The organism is Pseudomonas sp. KT_2_4 (assembly GCF_041410225.1).
Taxonomy (GTDB): domain Bacteria; phylum Pseudomonadota; class Gammaproteobacteria; order Pseudomonadales; family Pseudomonadaceae; genus Aquipseudomonas; species Aquipseudomonas paracarnis.
The window spans coordinates 5,545,387-5,564,100 of record NZ_CP166962.1 but is presented as its reverse complement, the minus strand read 5'-3'; the positions used below and the strand labels follow the sequence as shown (position 1 = coordinate 5,564,100).

17 protein-coding genes and 1 tRNA gene are annotated in these 18,714 nt (G+C 53.5%); 5 read left to right on the top strand and 13 right to left on the bottom strand.

All coding sequences use genetic code 11. The features are described 5' to 3' along the window. The first annotated feature begins 531 nt into the window (after window positions 1-531). Window positions 532-1,692, top strand: a complete 1,161-nt coding sequence (locus tag AB9N64_RS25615; RefSeq protein ID WP_236712996.1) for a competence protein CoiA family protein — start codon at window positions 532-534, stop codon at window positions 1,690-1,692. A gap of 353 nt (window positions 1,693-2,045) precedes the next feature. On the opposite strand, the gene AB9N64_RS25610 is transcribed toward AB9N64_RS25615, so the two are convergent. The 6 genes from AB9N64_RS25610 to AB9N64_RS25585 all read right to left on the bottom strand — a co-directional run bounded on the left by AB9N64_RS25610 (window position 2,046) and on the right by AB9N64_RS25585 (window position 8,930). Next, window positions 2,046-2,492 carry a hypothetical protein gene (locus AB9N64_RS25610; RefSeq protein ID WP_019819597.1) on the bottom strand — a complete coding sequence of 149 codons (447 nt, stop codon included), beginning with the start codon at window positions 2,490-2,492 and terminating at the stop codon, window positions 2,046-2,048. After that, window positions 2,482-4,503 carry a hypothetical protein gene (locus AB9N64_RS25605; RefSeq protein ID WP_236183096.1) on the bottom strand — a complete coding sequence of 674 codons (2,022 nt, stop codon included), beginning with the start codon at window positions 4,501-4,503 and terminating at the stop codon, window positions 2,482-2,484. The genes AB9N64_RS25610 and AB9N64_RS25605 overlap by 11 nt, the downstream gene beginning before the upstream one ends. Further along, a complete protein-coding gene (locus tag AB9N64_RS25600) occupies window positions 4,500-6,236 on the bottom strand; it encodes a hypothetical protein (RefSeq protein WP_019819593.1) in 1,737 nt (578 codons plus the stop codon). Before AB9N64_RS25600 ends, AB9N64_RS25605 begins: the two co-directional genes overlap by 4 nt. After that, window positions 6,229-7,521, bottom strand: coding sequence for a site-specific integrase (locus AB9N64_RS25595; RefSeq protein WP_032873808.1), 1,293 nt, complete (start codon window positions 7,519-7,521; stop codon window positions 6,229-6,231). The genes AB9N64_RS25600 and AB9N64_RS25595 overlap by 8 nt, the downstream gene beginning before the upstream one ends. A 151-nt stretch (window positions 7,522-7,672) precedes the next feature. Further along, window positions 7,673-7,849: a hypothetical protein gene (locus AB9N64_RS25590; RefSeq protein ID WP_371360398.1), complete on the bottom strand. Its 177-nt coding sequence runs from the start codon at window positions 7,847-7,849 to the stop codon at window positions 7,673-7,675. Window positions 7,850-7,883: 34 nt separating this feature from the next. Continuing rightward, complete coding sequence (locus AB9N64_RS25585; protein WP_069143926.1) at window positions 7,884-8,930, bottom strand: hypothetical protein; 1,047 nt, start codon at window positions 8,928-8,930, stop codon at window positions 7,884-7,886. 168 nt (window positions 8,931-9,098) lie between these two features. Here AB9N64_RS25585 and AB9N64_RS25580 point away from each other — a divergent pair, with 168 nt between their 5' ends. Continuing rightward, window positions 9,099-9,851, top strand: a complete 753-nt coding sequence (locus AB9N64_RS25580; protein WP_137270978.1) for a hypothetical protein — start codon at window positions 9,099-9,101, stop codon at window positions 9,849-9,851. Window positions 9,852-10,029: 178 nt separating this feature from the next. Here the strand turns inward: AB9N64_RS25580 and AB9N64_RS25575 are convergent, their stop codons facing one another. The 6 genes from AB9N64_RS25575 to dapA all read right to left on the bottom strand — a co-directional run bounded on the left by AB9N64_RS25575 (window position 10,030) and on the right by dapA (window position 15,556). Beyond that, window positions 10,030-11,433: a hypothetical protein gene (locus tag AB9N64_RS25575; protein ID WP_050575618.1), complete on the bottom strand. Its 1,404-nt coding sequence runs from the start codon at window positions 11,431-11,433 to the stop codon at window positions 10,030-10,032. Window positions 11,434-11,867: 434 nt separating this feature from the next. Continuing rightward, a tRNA-Ser gene (locus AB9N64_RS25570) sits at window positions 11,868-11,957 on the bottom strand. Between the two features lie 83 nt (window positions 11,958-12,040). Then, a complete protein-coding gene (purC, locus tag AB9N64_RS25565) occupies window positions 12,041-12,754 on the bottom strand; it encodes a phosphoribosylaminoimidazolesuccinocarboxamide synthase (RefSeq protein WP_005786030.1) in 714 nt (237 codons plus the stop codon). 27 nt (window positions 12,755-12,781) lie between these two features. Beyond that, window positions 12,782-13,540, bottom strand: a complete 759-nt coding sequence (locus tag AB9N64_RS25560; protein ID WP_014717370.1) for an MBL fold metallo-hydrolase — start codon at window positions 13,538-13,540, stop codon at window positions 12,782-12,784. 4 nt (window positions 13,541-13,544) lie between these two features. Next, window positions 13,545-14,660, bottom strand: a complete 1,116-nt coding sequence (gene bamC, locus AB9N64_RS25555) for an outer membrane protein assembly factor BamC (protein WP_014717369.1) — start codon at window positions 14,658-14,660, stop codon at window positions 13,545-13,547. A 17-nt stretch (window positions 14,661-14,677) separates the two neighbouring features. Then, a complete protein-coding gene (gene dapA / locus AB9N64_RS25550; RefSeq protein WP_014717368.1) occupies window positions 14,678-15,556 on the bottom strand; it encodes a 4-hydroxy-tetrahydrodipicolinate synthase in 879 nt (292 codons plus the stop codon). Between the two features lie 262 nt (window positions 15,557-15,818). Here dapA and AB9N64_RS25545 point away from each other — a divergent pair, with 262 nt between their 5' ends. Beyond that, window positions 15,819-16,379 carry a glycine cleavage system protein R gene (locus AB9N64_RS25545; RefSeq protein WP_003189463.1) on the top strand — a complete coding sequence of 187 codons (561 nt, stop codon included), beginning with the start codon at window positions 15,819-15,821 and terminating at the stop codon, window positions 16,377-16,379. 14 nt (window positions 16,380-16,393) lie between these two features. Then, window positions 16,394-16,867: a peroxiredoxin gene (locus AB9N64_RS25540; RefSeq protein ID WP_014717367.1), complete on the top strand. Its 474-nt coding sequence runs from the start codon at window positions 16,394-16,396 to the stop codon at window positions 16,865-16,867. Window positions 16,868-16,886: 19 nt separating this feature from the next. On the opposite strand, the gene AB9N64_RS25535 is transcribed toward AB9N64_RS25540, so the two are convergent. Further along, window positions 16,887-17,126 (bottom strand): sulfurtransferase TusA family protein, encoded by a 240-nt coding sequence (locus tag AB9N64_RS25535; RefSeq protein WP_014717366.1) that lies wholly within the window; start codon window positions 17,124-17,126, stop codon window positions 16,887-16,889. A gap of 95 nt (window positions 17,127-17,221) precedes the next feature. On the opposite strand from AB9N64_RS25535, the gene AB9N64_RS25530 reads away from it, so the two are divergent. Next, window positions 17,222-18,655, top strand: a complete 1,434-nt coding sequence (locus AB9N64_RS25530) for a M48 family metalloprotease (RefSeq protein WP_003189458.1) — start codon at window positions 17,222-17,224, stop codon at window positions 18,653-18,655. The last annotated feature ends 59 nt before the right edge of the window (window positions 18,656-18,714 follow it).

Below are 18,714 nucleotides of genomic sequence, written 5' to 3'. Positions count from 1 at the left end.
TCTAGCCAGAGCTTGAATAGTCTCTACGAGGATCGGGCATATTTCGCAGCGCCTATCCTTTGGAGAAGCGGTGTTCAGGTGTTTGTTGGTAGCTTCGGAGTATGCTTTGGGGTCAGTAAGGTGTGTTGGCTAGACGCTTACTACGCTTCCGCAAATCACCTTTGTTTACGTTCACCCCCGCTGAACCCTGGATGATAGCAGCATCTCATGCTCACTGGATTGTTTGCGACGTCAAAGGGCCCGTGCCGTACTCACTGGGCTTGTGTCTCGTAACCAAAACGATCTAAAACGTTAGCGCACGACCACAAGCATAAGTACATCCTGCGATGGTCCCCGCTAAATTCAGAGAATTAAAACTGTCGCAGGGTATAAAAATCTGTCGCAGGCTGGTCGCCGTTGTGACGGGTCGCTGCCAAATAAGTATTCTCCAGGCGTCGTACCTGACAGACGTTTCAGATTACTAAAGATCAAATACTGACTCTGTTGTGAATCTGAACTGCGTCTTTGGAAAAGGAGGTTGCCTTGGCTTGCGTGGGTTTAGTGAACGGCTGTCGTACTGTGGCCTCAGTGCTTAGCGATGAAGATTGGAAGAAAGTAGTGAAAATATCGAAAGGCCGCCAGGTGCTCATGCCGGATACGAAACTTCCGGCACAGGCCAAAACCCTCAGACGGGATGGAGGCATCACCAGGTACTTTTCCCATTTTCCTGGAGAGAGCCCTGAGGGCTACTCCAGCACTGAAAGCCCAGACCATATCGCCATGAAGGTGGCCATTTACAAGAAGCTGGTTGCTCTAGGCATTCAAGCCGAGCTTGAAGACGGCGTAGACGATTGGCGGGCTGACATTCTGGTTGGCGACTCGGCCTTTGCTCCGCGCCTAGCAATAGAAGTGCAGATTTCGCCTCAGTCTGCGCAGCGGACATATGAGCGCACTGAACAACGCAATCGCTCTGGTGTTCCGACTCTTTGGATATTCGGCAGTATCGGCCTGACGGGCGTTATCAACGAGGATCTAGCACGAACAAACCCCGTGTTCGTCGCAAAAACACCACTGGATGCAGCCGATATAGCGAGTGCAGTGTGTCGTGGCCAAGCATTCTACGATGACTTGTCGCACTACCAGCAAACGCCAGCAAGACCAGTTGCGCTGCTCATAAACTGTGCATGCGGAGACAGATGGCTCTACCCGTTCGGCTGTGTTTTGCTTCTCAACAGAATCTCCGGTGAAACTGCCCCAATGTTCATTAGTTGCTTTAGGACAAGCAGGGTGGGAAAGGGGCTTCTACCTACAGCTAGAATGAGGGCGGTGGAAAGATATTTTGACCTGGGCATGTCTGCCGTGAAAGTTAGCGCCGAAAAATATGGCGTTGGGTTTGGACGGCCATCTGAGGTCTGGCATCGTTACGGGCGCTTTGGAAACTCAAAATCAGGCATTCGGGTATGGGAGCGAAGCTATAGCTGCCCGACCTGCACCAGCACGCCTGAACCGCTGACGCGGGGCTTACCAAAGAATGTAGCCCTGTCGATGTGCCCGGTCCCCGTCGCCACTACCGTCGATGCGCGTTCTGTTCTTAGCGTCACACCGAGTTGGAGAATGAGCAGAAAGGACGGCTGGGTTGAGTCTGTAATGTGTGAACGTAGATGGAAGGATGAATTCATCTACCCGCTCAGGTCGGCAATTGCGCAGGCGTGACTCGCTGAACAGTTGCAACATGCCTAATCGGGTGGTCGCGACAGTTTTAATTCTCTAGGCCTCCGCTCCACAGCAGAGACTTGAGGGTTTGCGACAGTTTTGCGTTTCCTCCAGAGTTGGCTTGAAGCCCCAGAAAGCCGGGCTTCGCAGCGACAGTTTTAATTCTCTAAATCCACCGCGACTGTCGTGATGATCCGCCTCGACGATACTCCAGGTGTCGTCTCGTCCCCCTGGTCAGTCAGCAAGGTCAGCCAAAGCGGACGCTCGTTGAGCATAGCCTCACAACACGCTCATTGAGTATCGCCCCTAGCCTTGCGGCTAGTTGCGGATCGTGTACCCCCACGACTGCCATCTCAAAGCTTTCTGGGCCCGCGTGGATCCAACGATAGTATGTTGGACGCAGGTAACTGTCGTTCAAGCTCAGCAATACGGTCATACAGCTCTATGATTTTCGCATCCGCCTCGCTCAATAAACTTGCTAGCTGGTCGCGCTGTCGGGCAACCTGCTCAATCCGATCTCGCAAGGCGCGGCTTTTCTGACGGGCAAGATGATTTATCTGGTTCAACGAACGAGGTCGCTCCTCCGCATGTTGTTCGATGTAGGTTTTTATCTCTGCGATGAGACTCGGGAAACGTGATTTCTTAAGTGCCGACGGATCGCTCCCGGCCTCTTTGGCCACGTTGTTTTGAGTAACCGGTGTCCCCTTCGTTAGAAGCTGCGGCTTATTGAGTTTCAAGCGCTCAAAAGCCTCGCGATATTGATCGGCCGCGCTGCGACGCGCCGTGAGTTCAACGTCCATTTGCTCCCCCTATGACTCGCCGGAAGCTCTCTACGCTTCGTTGTTGAGCGATTAAGGACTCCATTAGCGGACTTCCGTACTGAGCATTAACAAGCCGCTCTTTGAGGACATGTTCAAGATCATCGACTGCGTCCAATCGTTCTGAGTCATACAGCACATCAGGGCAAGGTTTTTCATCCTCCGAATCACCGCCCCCGCAATGAGCAATGTTGTCGACTCCTCCGTACGGACAAGGCTTGCGACTCGAGCAAACGCCAAGAAGGATTTGGCGACATGCTGCGGCACCCTTCTTCGCCAAACCGATCATCTTCTTTGCATCCTCTGGCGTGATCAGCCGAACGATCTCAGCCTTACGTTTATCTCCATGGGGACTTACAAAACGCTCACTCGTAAGCTGCTGTAACTCTCTACCAAGCGTCTCGTACATCGTGCGAACGTACAGCGTGTGAGCCTTATCCTCTAGACGCATCTGCGAGTGATTTTGTCCGTAGTAAAGGCTCATCGCTCGGGTGACGTGCTTGAGTTGGTACTGAAGCGAGGCATCGCTTACGAGCCCGGAAGCTTGCATGTTTACTGCACCAGTTCTACGCAACTGATGCCATGCTAACGGCCATACCGCGCCCACTTGATAGTCCTCCGGCAATGTAGGAGTAGCTAGCCGGGCCAATTTCAAATCCTCACTCGTGATACGCAAACGCTCCAAGTCAAACACCTTGCCGTAGTGGCTCAAAAGGTCGGAATATGACGGAATACTTGGTCTCAGTGAGTGATCATTTTTCTTGCTCGATGGGGCCCACGGTTCGTAAGAAAACGAGGTTAAAAAACGCCCCGTGAGCCCGCTCGCAGCTACATGAGGTGCGTATAATGACCGAAACAGAGAAATGACCTCCATCGCCCTCACTGCGACCTTTACAGATGGGGATGTGACCCACAGGGCGTCGCTATCGGCCTGCGTTTTCGTCGTCTGTCCACGTAACAAAAAAATGTCGCCGAAATTCTTGTCGTGCTCGACCTCAAGGCATCCCGCTCGAAGATTCCAAGCTTCCTCGACTCGCATGAGGCTGAAGTTAAGGATGTAAGCTAAACCTGCGCTATTGACCAGTTTCAGATAGCTAGTCAGCGTTCTTACTTGCAATTCACCACTGCGCCCCACCCAACGTTCAAGTAGCTCAAAAATGCCGAAGCGTTTCGCGGTATCTGCAAACGCTCCGAGAAAACGAAGCCCCGTTTTAGCGCCTGATAAATGCATCTTATGGCCGCAAAAAGGTTGTGCGTTTGCGCACGCCACTCTTTTTGAAACTCTATGATTATGTTCGTAAGCCTCAATGCTGAACCGGTAACAAGCTTCAACTTGTTGTTGATGGGATAGGAAGTCATCAAGACACTCTCGCAGCCTGGTGACTTGGTAGTGCCAAATACGTGGAGGAATGTACGGTGTTTGAGCTGTTTGGTGGGGTGGAAACAGCGCAGCCAGACGGGTTAGCGAGCCCGAATCCAGCAAAGTAAACCCTACGGCGCTGCGAGACGCGTATAGCTCATGCATTAACGACAGAAACTCAGTCTTTCTTGAGGCATGAAGAAAGGCAGGGATTTCCTCGCATACGCGTGGAAAGCGGCTCAATTCGCTGGCCAGTATTCCTGCCTCTTCACACAAAACAAACAACCGCCGCATCTGATCGAACCGCGTCTTTAGAGATCGATAGCCGCGAGCGCCGTACGGCCCGTATAGCCACCAGCCTGTGATGATACGAAGCAGATCAGCGTTCGCCGAGCTAATGGGCGCCGCGACTTTTGTGGCGGGGCCATCCCCGAAATTTAGCGTTAACGCCTTCTTGGCCCATGGGTCAAGCCTCCAAACTGGGTCGCCCCAACGGCTTACTACTTTGCCCTGTGCATCAATTACGACAGGCCAATCAGGTGGCGGAGGCCAGCTCTCAGGACGGTAATTTGGCGCTCCGGGAACGGCGAGAGGCGACTCAATAGAAAGCCCTAACGTCGTGAGGATATTCATAAGGAAGGTCCCGCTGTAACTTCCGCCAGCCGAATAAATCCGTCCCAAGCTGGGTGATAACTCTCCTCAGCTATGCGAGCCAGTGCCTCCTCAACCCAAAGCCGACGCACCTCGCTACTTTCTTGAAAGAACCGCAGCTTCGCACTCAGACGCTCAATCGCAAGCATTGCAGGATGGTCAGCCTCCTCAGATCTATCCGTGGAAGCTGGACGATATCTAGTTAGCTCCAAGCTCTTGAGCACGCGCAAACTACTTAGCGACCAGACGTGATCTTCGCTTTCAATATCCCGATGATTGACGCAGAAGAGGCAACCAGCAGCGTTGATACAATCGGGATCAGGTGCATTCGTCGGAGCATCTACGACCGATTCTGGCAAGGACGTCGCACAAGCACCTGGAGCAGGTGAGCAAATGACGGGATCTGATTGCCGGTGAAATCGAGTAATTTCAATCATCGCAATTTGCGGATTGGGCTCAGCGTACACACGGATCAACGTTTCAGCTGTGTGCTGTGCGATTTCCGCGACCAGTTCAGGGCGTTGCGATTCACGTAACAACCAGTTAATACGAGCACCCCGTAGCTTACGTGGTCGAACGAATCGAATATTGGAATCGGTACAGAGGCGCACTAGAGCTGTGAACTGAGGAGCTTCTACAACGAGACGTCCCCCAAGACGGACGAGAGGAAAAAGAAGCCCCTCTAGGTCGTCCGGAAACCACGTGTTTCGCCACTCAATGTAGCGTTCAAACCACTCCTTGTAGCTTGAGAAAACTTCAAATAGCACTTCGCCCTGACGACGCTTTTTGTAAGACCTGACTTGGTAACCATCAAGGTGACTCGTATAGTGGTATTGGTCGATCCGAAGTTGATGCGCCTGCGACAAATTCATGCCGGTTTGCGCGATGAACATAAGCATCTCGGCTTCGATTCTCAGATTTACTGCCGGGTATCGAGTCTCGATTGAAACGTCAGAGTCCCGGAATTCTCGGTGTCGAAGGATGGCCGCAATCTGGAATTTGGTTTGAGGTCGAACCCGTCGTGACGCTTCTTTCTCTGTATCGCGAAGGCCGCACCAGATAGGTAGCGTTGTACCCGATCTCAATGCCACTTGGATGGGGAGTGGTCCCGCCACAGCCTCATAAGTGAGTGACGTACAGAGGTCGGCAATTAACTGCCCGAAAGAAAAGCTCTCTTCCACACTTTGCTTATCAGCGCTCCCATTTCTAACCCGTCCGTTGCCTCTGGGTTTGCGAATTCGTGTGCTGTACAAAAGTGTCGAGCTTCGGCCTAGCACTCGATCAAGCATCGTCGCTGTCAAACTTGCAGTGTCGTATAACGATCCGGCAGTTAAATATCCTTCCACACGGTGACGGTGTAAAAGATGCTCTGCCCACCCCAGGTAAGCTTGCGCAACCTTGTCAATGCTCAACTGGCGTCCGGATTGATCCGCCCACCGAAAAAACTGCCGCAACGAACCGATCTTGTTATTCGCCGAAAAGCGGCTCCCCCCGCCTACAAGGTCGTCGGCCAAACACTCGTGGAGCTCCTTTACAAGCTCTACCCGTTCCAGCAAAGGATCCCCTAAAACACCTGATGTGATTTCATTGCGTACAGTCTTCACTTTTGCCTTTGCACCACCGCTGTATAAAAATGGGGTCAGATCCCAAGGCGTCTCGTTCTTCGCGTACTCAAGCATTGGAAACGTTAGGTCTGAAGACGTCCGATTATTCATTGCTCGCTCCGTGCCTGGAAGAAATCCCTGTAAACGCAGCCATGAAGCTGTTCGCAATGGCCTGCTTAGCGGGTGTGGCTTGCACAAACTTGATGTATTTGAAGGTAGTAGCCTCCGAATTTCGACCGTGAAGCAATGCATTGCTAACAGTCGCAATCACTATCGCCACATCATCGCAATTTGCTAAAGCCAGCTTGGCTAGCTCAGTTCCAAAGGTGCACCGGGACTGATGGAAGCGAAATGTCCTGAGTACCTTAACGCCAGCTGTGATGCCTGCTTTTCTAAGCGATGACATCTCAACGTTTATGGCCGAAGACTGATCGCTGCTGCGCCGTCCGAAGGTATTACCGAAACGAGTCAAGAAAACTAGGTCTCGATTCTCATCGGCAGCAGATGCCTCGCGACTTAACCTGCGGAGCCCCTTGGAATATTCCAAAACTTCTGAACACAAAGCTTCGGGAATCCATACCTGGCCAGTTACTCCAAATTTGGTATGCACGGGCGGGGACGCACCTGGCCCCACAAATATCCTAAGCAGGCCTTTAGCGGACGGATCAGGTATCGCACGTTCCAACGCGCCGATACGAAGGTCACAGATTGTTCCCAGTCGCATACCCGTGAAAAAGCCTAGAGCTAGCATCAGGTACAGCTCAGGCGAGGCATTACGTTTTGCAAAATCGAGAATGACGTCGCGGTCAGATGAGGTGACAGGAAGCAACCCGCCTTCCAAAGTGATCCCGATGCGTTTCCGGTTGGGAATCCCCAGATCGGTAGTAGTGCCAGCGAAGGTTCGTTCAAAACCAACCTGGTCAAAGTATTTGATGAAAAAGCGCTTGTCTTTCCATAGTGGCAACAGCGGAGATAGAAGCCCACGCTTCCTGACCCACCTATAGAAACTGATGCAGTTGCGCATGTACTCGGAGGCCGTTGCTGGGCTGATATGACCAGCATCTCGCGCCTTAATAAGCGCCCCACGGTACTGAACGAGACACCGATCAGCTTTTCGAGACGGGAACTCAAACCACTCAAGTCTGCGGCTCTCCAAAAACTTCGCGTAGTTCAGCAGTCCATTAACGTTGCTGGAAACGGTCTTTAGGATTGCTTCCCCATTGGTGACACGCTCCATAGCCCAGAGGTTCGCCTCTCTCCAGGGCAAGCCGTTTACCCAGAAAATTTGTGGTAGCCCTTCGATTACTACCCGGGAGCTATTCGACGAGTAGGTAATCAGGCGGTCTTTGACAGAAAGGTCATGCGGACTGAAGTGGATGTGCTCAACGGTAGCCAAGGGATATCTCTGTAAGAAAAAGCGCCAATGTCCATGGGAACCCTATCTAACTTTGGGCGTCCACAGTATGCAACTTATTCTTATCAATTGAGTAAACCTCGATGCGAGGGGCGAAGCTCTCTAGAACGCGCATTACGCGGTTGCTGACTTCTTAGTAAAGAGCGTAATTTGAGGATACAACCCGCAAGCCGTGAGACTTCAACAGGTGCTTAATTTCAAAGAAGGGGGCACCCATTTTTATGCCGAGCCCACCAATATGGGGATCTTTGATTTTGGCTATGGGGCAACGCGAAACGACACAACCGTCTGAGTTGGACAAAGCGACCACCGGAACGCCTATCAAGGTCGGATCAAACAACCTCTCAGCGCTCACGTATCGCTCGCCAGATCTTCATCAAGAATCCTGCCTTGGTATCTTCCAATTCGCCCTTCAAGGTTTTGATCTCGTTAACCCTGTTCGTGTACGCCGTCTTGTATTTCCCAAGCTCGATCTTCAGATTCTCCACGTTTTGGTTCAGCTCAGTGGTCGAAGCCTCAAGACCAGCTTTATCCTTTTCCAACAAACCTTTCGCATGGGAAAAGCCATCCCGCTCCTTGCCCACCGCCTCAGCGAGCGATTCGGCTTCACGAAGCTTATTGAAAAGAAATGTGGTTTCGCGCTTGTTTTTCTCGACCAGAGCTATCCGATCCCTCTCTGCCTGCCGTGCGAAATCTTCATGGAATCTGGTGCTCACCGGGTCAGAAAGCACTTTGCAGTACAACTGCCGAGAAACGATTTCAGAAACCTGCTGGTAGCGCCTCTCAAGACTCCCTTCTACATCATCTTTGTTGATGTACTTCTCAACCTTGATGCTGTCAGTAATTTTGATTTCGATGATGGGGATTCCGTGGTCACGGAAATCGACAACCTTCTGCATGCCGCATGGGTTCGAATAGTAGACCTCAATCGCCACCTTCCCTCCCCACTTCTTGTAGTAAGGATTGTCGGCTGTGAACTCGCCATACAGGTCAGGAATGTAGCCATTGCCGTTCCCGAATTTTAACCGGGTTTCCTCAGCTACGAGGCGCGTGAAGGTGAAGGGAACGATCTCATTATCAATGACGAAATTGATCGTTTCGAGCTGGGAAAGGATGGCTATGAGACAGGCATGGGAAAGGGATTCGCCATCACTGTCACCAGTTCGAGTCATCGGATCAAGGTTCTTGTACCGGAAATACCCGTTCTTGACGGCAACCATCTCACGGCGCTTTTCCTCTCGGCTGTGGGTACTGAAGAAGGTCAAAGCGCTGAATTCAGAGGGGTTCAGGCGGCGCATCTTGAGGACTTGCCAGATGAAGAACAGCTTGTAGCGACCATCCTCCCGATTGATGAAGCCGTTTACCCCTTTCGCACATGCCCAAATCTTCATGCCGCTCCCTTACGTTGAAACGCTCTAGATCGGACCATACCAGTGCTCGACGAAGGTTTCAAAGCGTGGCAGGCTCACGATTTCCTCCTATTGAGGATCACGCCACGTATCACGCATCAGGGTAAAGCAGGCAATGTGCTTGCCTACCACCACATAGGGAGATCCGACGTGAAGCATGAAGAGCTGAATTCAATTTTTGCCAAAATAGACGATTGCGACTTTGTTGGTGCTAAAGCCGAGCTTCACAAACTAGCACAGGAGCTAGCCCATAAGGGCGAACTCGAATACTCTGATTTCCTTGCCGATTATGCATATCGATCCTCAAGAAATTTTGGTAACGCGCAGCAAACGATGCCAAGATCGGAAATAGATAAGAAATTCAAGGCTCTCGATCAAAAATACGAAGATTTAGTTGGGAAGCAAGATAAAATTCTCTTCGACGCATACGAGTATTTTAAGGAGCATGAAAAAATAGCGACAACCACCCAATCATATAGAACTTCATTTTCATGGTTTAACATAGAGCACGACGATAATTTTCCATTTATCGACGCCTGCATGAAAAACGAAACGCAAAACCATATAACAATCGAAAACGTATCTACCGTCTTTATCAACCAGCTAAAATTCTACGCACGATTACAAAAGGCAGGCACTACGACCCTTTTCAATTACGGTCAAAGAATCACCAACATAGAAGCGGGGAAATTTTGGAGATACGTGGAACTTCGTAAGAATTCCATGGCACAGAAAAATGCACTTGACGAAATTGATGTAATTTCTGAAAAGCTAAAAGAGCTAGAAATCCAAGCAAGTGAAATCCGCAGCTACTATTGGATAAACGATCATAGCTCAACGGAATTCAGGAACGATTTCACAGAGTGTCTTGAAGAATTCCATAAGACGCAGGCAAACAGCTAGGCAACGACGATACAAGGCTCAGAAATCTTGCCAGATCAATCCATACGAAAGGCAGAACGTCACCAATGATCTGCCTTTCATTGAGCGTTAGTCAGTAACCCAGCGTATCTTTGGTCTGCTTGCAGGTCGCTAAGCGACCGCGGACCTGCCCTGTGAGCATTCTGAATAAGGCATAAATTTAGTACTTGCTCGCACTAGGCTTGAGCTGACCATCAATATACACCACAGATATATTTGACCCCGCAATCGCTTGATGAACAGAGTTCATATTATCGACTTGCCTCTGATTCATACCCAAATCGAGTATTAAATAAATAGCTCTTCGGGATTTTTCAGATTTCATATACTCAGGGAGTTGACGGGTGATGCCGGTTTTCAAATGGGAATTGTCCGATTTCTTAATCTCAACCAACACACTATTCTCACCATTAGAACCAAACTTGAAGTCTACTGGCCCACGACCAGAATTTGACTCCCTGGCGATCATTATCTTATTTGCTTCACAATAAGATTCCGCCACACCATAAAATGCCAACTGGATTGCCGTCTCATTTTTTATTTTCGATTTATTGTCATAGAACAAAGTATTTAAGCCGTTATTCTCCACAAGATCCTTAAACTTCTCGCAAATTTTAAGCACCAGCTTATGGACCTCATCTAAATTTGGATGGGCGCTCAGCGATAGTTCTACAGGGTGCTCAGAGACAGCATCTACTGTTCTCTGGTACCACGAATACTCACCCTTTTTATCCTCGTTAAAATCGTAGGGCTTTATTTCTTTAGACGCATACTGATCAACCAAATCATCAATGAGATCAGGATATTTCAAGATCAACTTCTTGAGATCTTCTTTTTTCATGTTGGCTAGCGAACGCCAACTTGAACCTACCAAAGCATTGAGCGTTTCTCTTAGCTCCTCACTGCTGACACCAATTTCATCTGACCCGCTCCACTCAAATGCAGCCGGTAAATCTCTAAGCAGCTCTTTGGGGACTAGTAAGATAGGTTCGGCTGTAAATGGATTTGTAGGAAGGCCACTTCGTCTATCAATGGCGCCAGCCCACCCTTTAGGCAATATTTTTTTGTAGATATTATTCGAGTAAGTCAATATATCAGCTTGAATAATATTGGCAGTCATATCACTAATACGATCTGGCCCAAAATTATCCTCAAATAGTCCCACCAATTCAAAAAGTTCAGGATCGGTCTTTCCCGCATCTATAATTATTTTAGCAGTCTCTAAAATTCGATCCCTAAGCCCCTTACCAATTCCGCTTCCTGCAGTGCCACCAGCAGAGTAACCAATACAAAGTCCTCGCACTTCATGCCAACTCATCTTAGCGGCAGCCGACCTCCAGAAAACATCATGTTTTTCCTTGCTTGTTTGCAGCAACTTCCCAATTGCTAAAAACCTGCTTTGTAAATCTGAATAACTGGAGGCGAATTCGGGGGCTTTGCAGTGTTTCAGCAGGAGAGGGTCGATAAATAGGCGGGTATCGTGATCAAGAATCGGATCAAACACTCCAAGGGAGTCCAATGTCGCTTTGGGAATTCCGAGATATTTAGATAATGAGGTTGGCATGACAATCCTTTGCGCCTAGATATTTATGTCAAAATGCCATGATCATCTTTTTTATTCAAGCCCACAGCACACAGGCGCACCTGTATCTTGTGAGTGACCCGTTCATACCGCCGCTAACGCTTGTCTTGAGGAACCACATAGCTGGCTGCCGCTAGCTATCTGCCTGCCTTAATCCGCAGAGCATGAAATCGAGTGCGTGAAGAAGCCTTAGCTCAGCGTGAGAAGCCCGACGCGGTGTATCTCGGATGCGAAACAGCACCTGTACTGAGGTCGGAGGCCACAATCCCACAAGCTTCATCATCTTTGGCCAGATAGAATTCTGACCAAAAAAAACCCCAATCCGAAGATCAGGGCTATTTTTTGGTACAAAGCGCTGGTACAAAAGCACTTCGCCAAAACCCTTATAAGTCATTGATTCATAAGGGTTTTTAATATGGCGGAGAGATAGGGATTCGAACCCTAGGTACCGGTGAAGGTACAACGGATTTCGAATCCGTCCCATTCGGCCACTCTGGCATCTCTCCAACGGCGCGCATCATAACAGTGTGTTTCGCGGAAGCAAACCCCAAAGGTGATTTTTTTCCGTGCTATCAGATGCTTGCGTCGATTACAGCGGTACGCCGAGACGATTGGCGACTTCTTCGTAGGCTTCGATCACGTCACCGAGGCCTTGGCGGAAGCGGTCTTTGTCCATCTTCTTCTTGGTGTCTTTGTCCCACAGGCGGCAGCCGTCCGGGCTGAATTCGTCGCCCAGGACGATGGAGCCGTCGTGGAATACGCCGAATTCGAGCTTGAAGTCCACCAGCAACAGGCCGGCGTCGTCGAACAGCTTGGTCAGCACGTCGTTGACCTTGAGGGACAACTCCTTCATGCGCGCCAGTTGCTCAGCGGTGCCCCAGCCGAACGCCACGACGTGGGATTCGTTGATGAACGGGTCGCCCTTGGCGTCGTCCTTCAAGAACAGTTCGAACGTGTAAGGGTTGAGCTTGAGGCCCTCTTCCACGCCCAAGCGCTTGACCAGGCTGCCGGCGGCGTAGTTGCGCACGACGCATTCCACCGGGATCATGTCGAGCTTCTTGACCAGGCACTCGTTGTCGCCCAGCAGTTTGTCGAATTGGGTCGGGATACCGGCCGCTTCGAGCTTCTGCATGATGAAGGCGTTGAACTTGTTGTTCACCATGCCTTTGCGATCCAGTTGTTCGATGCGCTTGCCGTCGAACGCCGAGGTGTCGTTGCGAAACAGCAGGATCAGGCGGTTGGCGTCGTCGGTCTTGTACACCGACTTGGCTTTACCGCGGTAGAGTTCTTCACGTTTTTCCATGATGGGCTCCGCTTTGAGTAAGGTGGGCTAGGCGATGTGTCGCCAGTCGAGCCCTGAATCTTGATCGGCCAGTTGCAGCCAGTCCGGGTCGCACCCTAGGGTGTCGACAAAACATTGCCGGGCAAGCGTCGGCAGGTTGTTCTTGCTGCTGAGGTGAGCCAGGACCAGATGTTGCAGGTCTTGCCAGCCCAACTCGTACACCAGGTATGCGGCCTGGTGGTTGTTCAAATGTCCCAGCTCGCCGCCCACCCGTTGCTTGAGAAAGTAAGGGTAATGACCGCGTGCCAGCAGGTCTCGGCAGTGGTTGGACTCGATCATCAAGGCATCGAGGTCCCGGTAACCCTCCAGCACCTTGGCGCAATAAGAACCCAGGTCGGTGAGCACACCGAAGCGCCGCTCACCGTCACTGAATACGTATTGCGTCGGCTCCTGGGCATCGTGGGCAACCGCGACGACATTGATGCTCAGGGCACCGATTTGCAGTTGCTCGCCACCAGCCAGAAAACCTGCCGGCTCGATGGGTTTGCGCATCCCGCGCAACGTGCCGCGGCTCATGTACACCGGCAGATTGTAGCGCCGAGACAGTAAACCCACGCCATGCACGTGGTCGGCATGTTCGTGGGTCACTAGAATCGCGCTCAACTGCGCCGGGTGAACACCGAGGCGCAGCAGGCGTCGCTCGGTTTCTCTTAACGAGAAACCACAATCGACCAGCACGTACGTGTCATCATGGGCGACCAGCGTACCGTTCCCTTGGCTACCGCTGCCGAGAACGGCAAAACGCATCGGATCAGCCCAGGTTGTCTTGAATCACGCCCAACACTTTGCGCGCTGTTTCAGCTGGCGCGACGGTGTTGATGTTCTTCTCGACGGTGACTTGCACGCTTTCGCCCACCTTGCTCAAACGAACCTGATAACGCTCGGCACGGGTTTCGATCTCTTCCTTGGTCGGCGCGCTGCCGAACAATTTGCCGAAGAAACCTGGCTCGTCGTCCTTCTTCTCAGCCTTTTCAGCCACGTTGATGTAGTACAGGCCCAGGCTGCGGTTGATGTCTTCAACGCGCCAAGGGCCCTGCTCCAACGCGCGGCCAACACTGGCCCAGGCACGGTCTAGATCTTCACCCAGGTTCAGCACGACGTTGCCACTGCCGTCTTCGGTGAGGCTGACGCGGCTAGGGGTGTCGTAATCACGGGCGGCGAGCAAGGATACGGAACCGCCCTTCTCGGAAATACGGCTCATGCTGGCGAGCATTTCGTCGACCAGCGCGGCGTCAACACCCGTGTTGACCGAACGTGGAGTGAAATCGACGTTGGCTGTGCTGCCTGCAGGACGCTCGGCGCTGACCACATAGACTTCGCTGGTGTTGCGCTGCACGCCTGGCTCGATGCGCACACGCACACGAGCTTCGCTGTCGGCGGCAACACCGCCCGCCAGCAGGCGCTGGGCCATGTTGGCGGACAGCTCGCGACCTTGCTGCCACGCGGTGGTGAACTCACCGGTCTGCGGGCGTTGCTGGTCGATGCTAAAACCGTTGTCCTGGAAGAACTGCACCGCCACCGGCCAGACTTCGGCAGGCGGACGCTGAGCCACGATCCAACGATTGTCGCCGCTTTTTTGCAGGCTGTAGTCGCTGGCATCGGCCACGGACATAATCGGCTGTGGGCGTGGCACTACGTACTCACCCTTGACCGTGTCGTCGGCAACGTTGCGTGGAATCGGCAGCAGCGGGTCAAGGCGCTTGGCGACATTGACATCAGGCGGCAGTTGCATCGGTTTGGTTGCTTGCGCTTCCAGGTAATCGCTGCCGCGGTCACGGAAGTAGCCTTCCGGGCCCCATACCCAACCGCAGCCACTGGTGCTGGAGATAATCAAGGCAAGTGCGGAAAGTCCGGCCAATCGCTTCATGCGTAGTGCTTCCTCAATTAAACCAGGACGCCGGACTGGCGCAGGGCCTGTCGCAGCGGTTCGTGACAGGCTTCGCTGAGGCGGGTGAGCGGCAGACGGATACCGTCCGGCATCAGGCCCATCTCAAACAGCGCCCACTTCACGGGAATAGGATTGGATTCGATAAACAGTGTCTTGTTGAGCGGCATCAGCTTCTCGTGGATCGCACGCGCGGTGGCTGCATCGCCCGCGATGGCGGCGGCACACATATCGCTCATGGCGCGCGGGGCCACGTTGGCGGTCACGGAGATGTTGCCCTTGCCACCCAGCAGGATCAGCTCGACAGCGGTGGCGTCGTCACCGGAATACACCAGGAAGTCGCTGCTCACGCCGGCCAGGATGTCCTTGGCGCGCTGCAGGTCGCCGGTGGCTTCCTTGATGCCGATGATGTTCGGCACGGTGGACAGGCGGATCACGGTCTCGGCCTTCATGTCGCACGCGGTGCGACCCGGTACGTTGTAGAGGATCTGCGGGATCTGCACGGCTTCGGCGATGGCTTTGAAGTGCTGGTACAAGCCTTCCTGGGTCGGCTTGTTGTAGTACGGAGTCACCAGCAGGCAAGCGTCGGCGCCGGCCTTCTTGGCGTTCTTGGTCAGCTCGATCGCTTCACGCGTCGAGTTGGCGCCCGTACCGGCAATCACGGCAATGCGGCCCGCTACGCGCTTGACCACGAATTCGATCACCTGGATGTGTTCTTCCACATCAAGGGTGGCCGATTCACCTGTGGTGCCGACCGCCACAATGGCGTTGGTGCCCTCTTGCAGGTGGAAGTCCACCAGTTTGCCCAGGCTGTCCCAGTCGAGACGACCTTGTGCATCCATGGGTGTGACCAGTGCCACCATACTGCCCGCAATCATGCAACCGCTCCTGCCGGAAAAAGAGAGCCGTAATGGTACTGGCGCCAAGATGCTTGTACAAGCGAAGTACCGCGTGAGGATGCGTTCTGGCGCAACTAAACGACGGGCAATGCCATCATTAGGCCAAAGCACCGCCCGAAGCGGGCTGATCACGCAATGAAAACGCCACCTCCTAGCCCTTGGCGACGCTTTTCGCTACCCTTGATCCTTTGATCGATACCGCCCACACGGTATCGACCGCTCATCGCTTTAGGAAGGCTGCATGTCCACCCCCACAGTTCGCGAACAATTCCTTGTTATCAGTGCCCTCGGCGCCAACCCCATGGAGCTGACCAACGTCCTGTGCCGCGCCAGCCATGAGAACCGCTGCGCCGTCGTGACCTCCCGCCTGACCCGCCATGGCGAGTGCAGTGCGCTGGTCCTGCAGATTTCTGGCTCCTGGGATGCCTTGGCGCGTCTGGAAACCGGCCTGCCAGGCCTGGCCAAGAAGCATGATTTCACCGTCAACGTGGTACGCAGCGCTGCCCTGGAAAACCGTCCCCAGGCCCTGCCTTACGTAGCCTATGTCAGCTCGGCCTACCGTTCGGACATCGTCAACGAGTTGTGCCAGTTCTTTATCGACCACAACGTCGAGCTGGAAAACCTGACCTGTGACACCTACCAGGCGCCACAAACCGGCGGCACCATGCTCAATGCCACCTTTACCGTGACCTTGCCGGCCGGTGTACAGATCAGTTGGTTGCGCGACCAGTTCCTGGATTTCGCCGATGCCCTGAACCTCGACGCCTTGATCGAGCCATGGCGCCCACAGAACCCAATGTAAGGAAGTACTTCTCTATGCCGGTAGCCATCGACACACCCGTGGCCGATTTCGAGGCCCAGGCCACCAGCGGCCAGACCTTCAGCCTTGCAGCCTTCAAGGGCAAGCAAGTGGTGATCTACTTTTACCCGAAGGACAGCACCCCTGGCTGCACCACCGAAGGCCAGGGTTTTCGTGACCAGTACGCCGCGTTCAAGGCCGCCAACACCGAAGTGTTCGGCGTGTCGCGTGACAGCGTGAAGTCCCACGAGAACTTCAAGGGCAAACAGGAATTTCCGTTCGAGCTGATCAGCGATAAGGACGAAGCGGTCTGCCAGCTGTTTGATGTAATCAAGTTGAAGAAGCTGTATGGCAAGGAATACCTGGGCGTGGATCGCAGCACCTTCCTGATCGACAGCCAAGGCGTCCTGCGTCAGGAATGGCGCGGCGTGAAAGTGCCGGGGCATGTTGATGCGGTTCTGGCGGCAGCGCAGGCGCTGAACAAGGCTTGATCTTGCCTCGATAAGGCCTTCAGGCCTTGCGCAACCAATAACGGTACACACCCTCGGCGGCGTCTTCATGCTCCAGGGTGTGGCCGGCCAGCTTGGCAAAGGTGCGAAAATCACGCTGGGAGCCGGCGTCGGTGGCAGTCACCTTGAGCACGGCACCACTGGCCATTTTATTGAGCTCCAGCTTGGCCTTGAGCAATGGTAAAGGGCAGTTCAGACCGCTGGCGTCGAGTTCGGCGTCACAGGCTACAGCGTCGGTCATGGTGTTACTCCAGGCAAACATTCGGGCTGCTTAGAATATCTGGTCCCAAGCTCAGTGTCCGGCTACAGTAAGCTCTTTGTCGAAAGGCTTTGTGCATGACTTTTTTGCGCCCTACCCTGCTGACGCTGGCCTGCCTGCTGGCCTCCCCGGCCTTCGCTGACGACCTGCCGTCACTTGGTGATGCCAGTTCTGCCATTGTCTCGCCGCAACAGGAATACCAACTGGGCCGCGCCTGGCTGGCCTACCTGCGCGGCCAGGTTTCGCAACTCAACGACCCGCAACTCAAGGATTACGTTGAAACCAGCGTGTACAAGCTGGTGGAGACCAGCCAGGTCAATGACCGGCGCCTGGAATTCATCCTGATCAACAGCCCACAGCTCAACGCCTTTGCGGCTCCCGGTGGGATCGTCGGGGTCAACGGCGGCCTGTTTCTCAATGCACAGACCGAAGGTGAATACGCGTCGGTACTGGCCCACGAACTGGCACACTTGTCCCAGCGCCACTTCGCCCGAGGCGTGGAAGCGCAATCACGCATGCAACTGCCGATGATGGCCGCCCTGCTTGGGGGCATTATCGCCGCTGCTGCGGGTGCCGGTGATGCCGGTATCGCCGCGATTGCCGGCTCACAAGCCGCCGCGATCCAGGAACAGCGCCGCTTCTCCCGCCAGAACGAGCAAGAGGCCGACCGCATCGGTATTCTCAACCTGGAGAAAGCCGGCTACGACCCGCGCTCCATGCCCACCATGTTCGAACGGCTGATGCGCCAATACCGCTTCGACGCCAAGCCGCCGGAATTCCTGCTGACTCACCCGGTAACCGAATCGCGTATCGCCGACACCCGCAACCGCGCCGAACAAGCCAAACCTGGCGGCAAGGAAGACAGCCTGCGCTATCAATTGATTCGCGCACGGGTGCAGCTCAAATACGAAGACACGCCAGGTCTGGCCGCCAAGCGCTTCCAGGCACAGCTGGATGAAAACCCTAAAAATGATGTAGCGCGTTATGGCCTGGCCATCGCCCAGATCAAGGGTACTCAACTCAAGGAAGCGCGGGAAAGCCTGGCGCCGTTGCTGGCCAAGGCGCCTAACGACATCACCTACAACCTGGCCCAAATCGAACTGGACATCACCAGCAACCGCATGCCGGATGCGCAGCAACGTACCGACCGCATGCTCACCCAGTACCCCAGCAACTATCCATTGAACCAGGTGCGGGTAGATCTGTTGCTTAAACAGAACCGTACCGCCGATGCAGAAAAGGCGCTGGACGGGCTACTCAAGTCGCGGCCGGACGATCCGGACGTGTGGTATCAGGTTGCTGAAACACGCGGTTTGTCCGGCAACATTATTGGCCTGCATCAGGCTCGCGCTGAATATTTCGCATTGGTGGGGGATTTCCAACAAGCCATCCAGCAGTTGGACTTTGCCAAGCGGCGTGCTGGCAATAACTTCCCGCTGTCCTCGCGCATCGACGCCCGTCAGCGTGAGCTGATCGAACAGGAGCGCCTGGTGAAAGGCATGATGAGCTGAACCCGCCGCCCACAAAAAAGCCCCGCTGCCGTTAACCGGCAGCGGGGCTTTTTTATAGG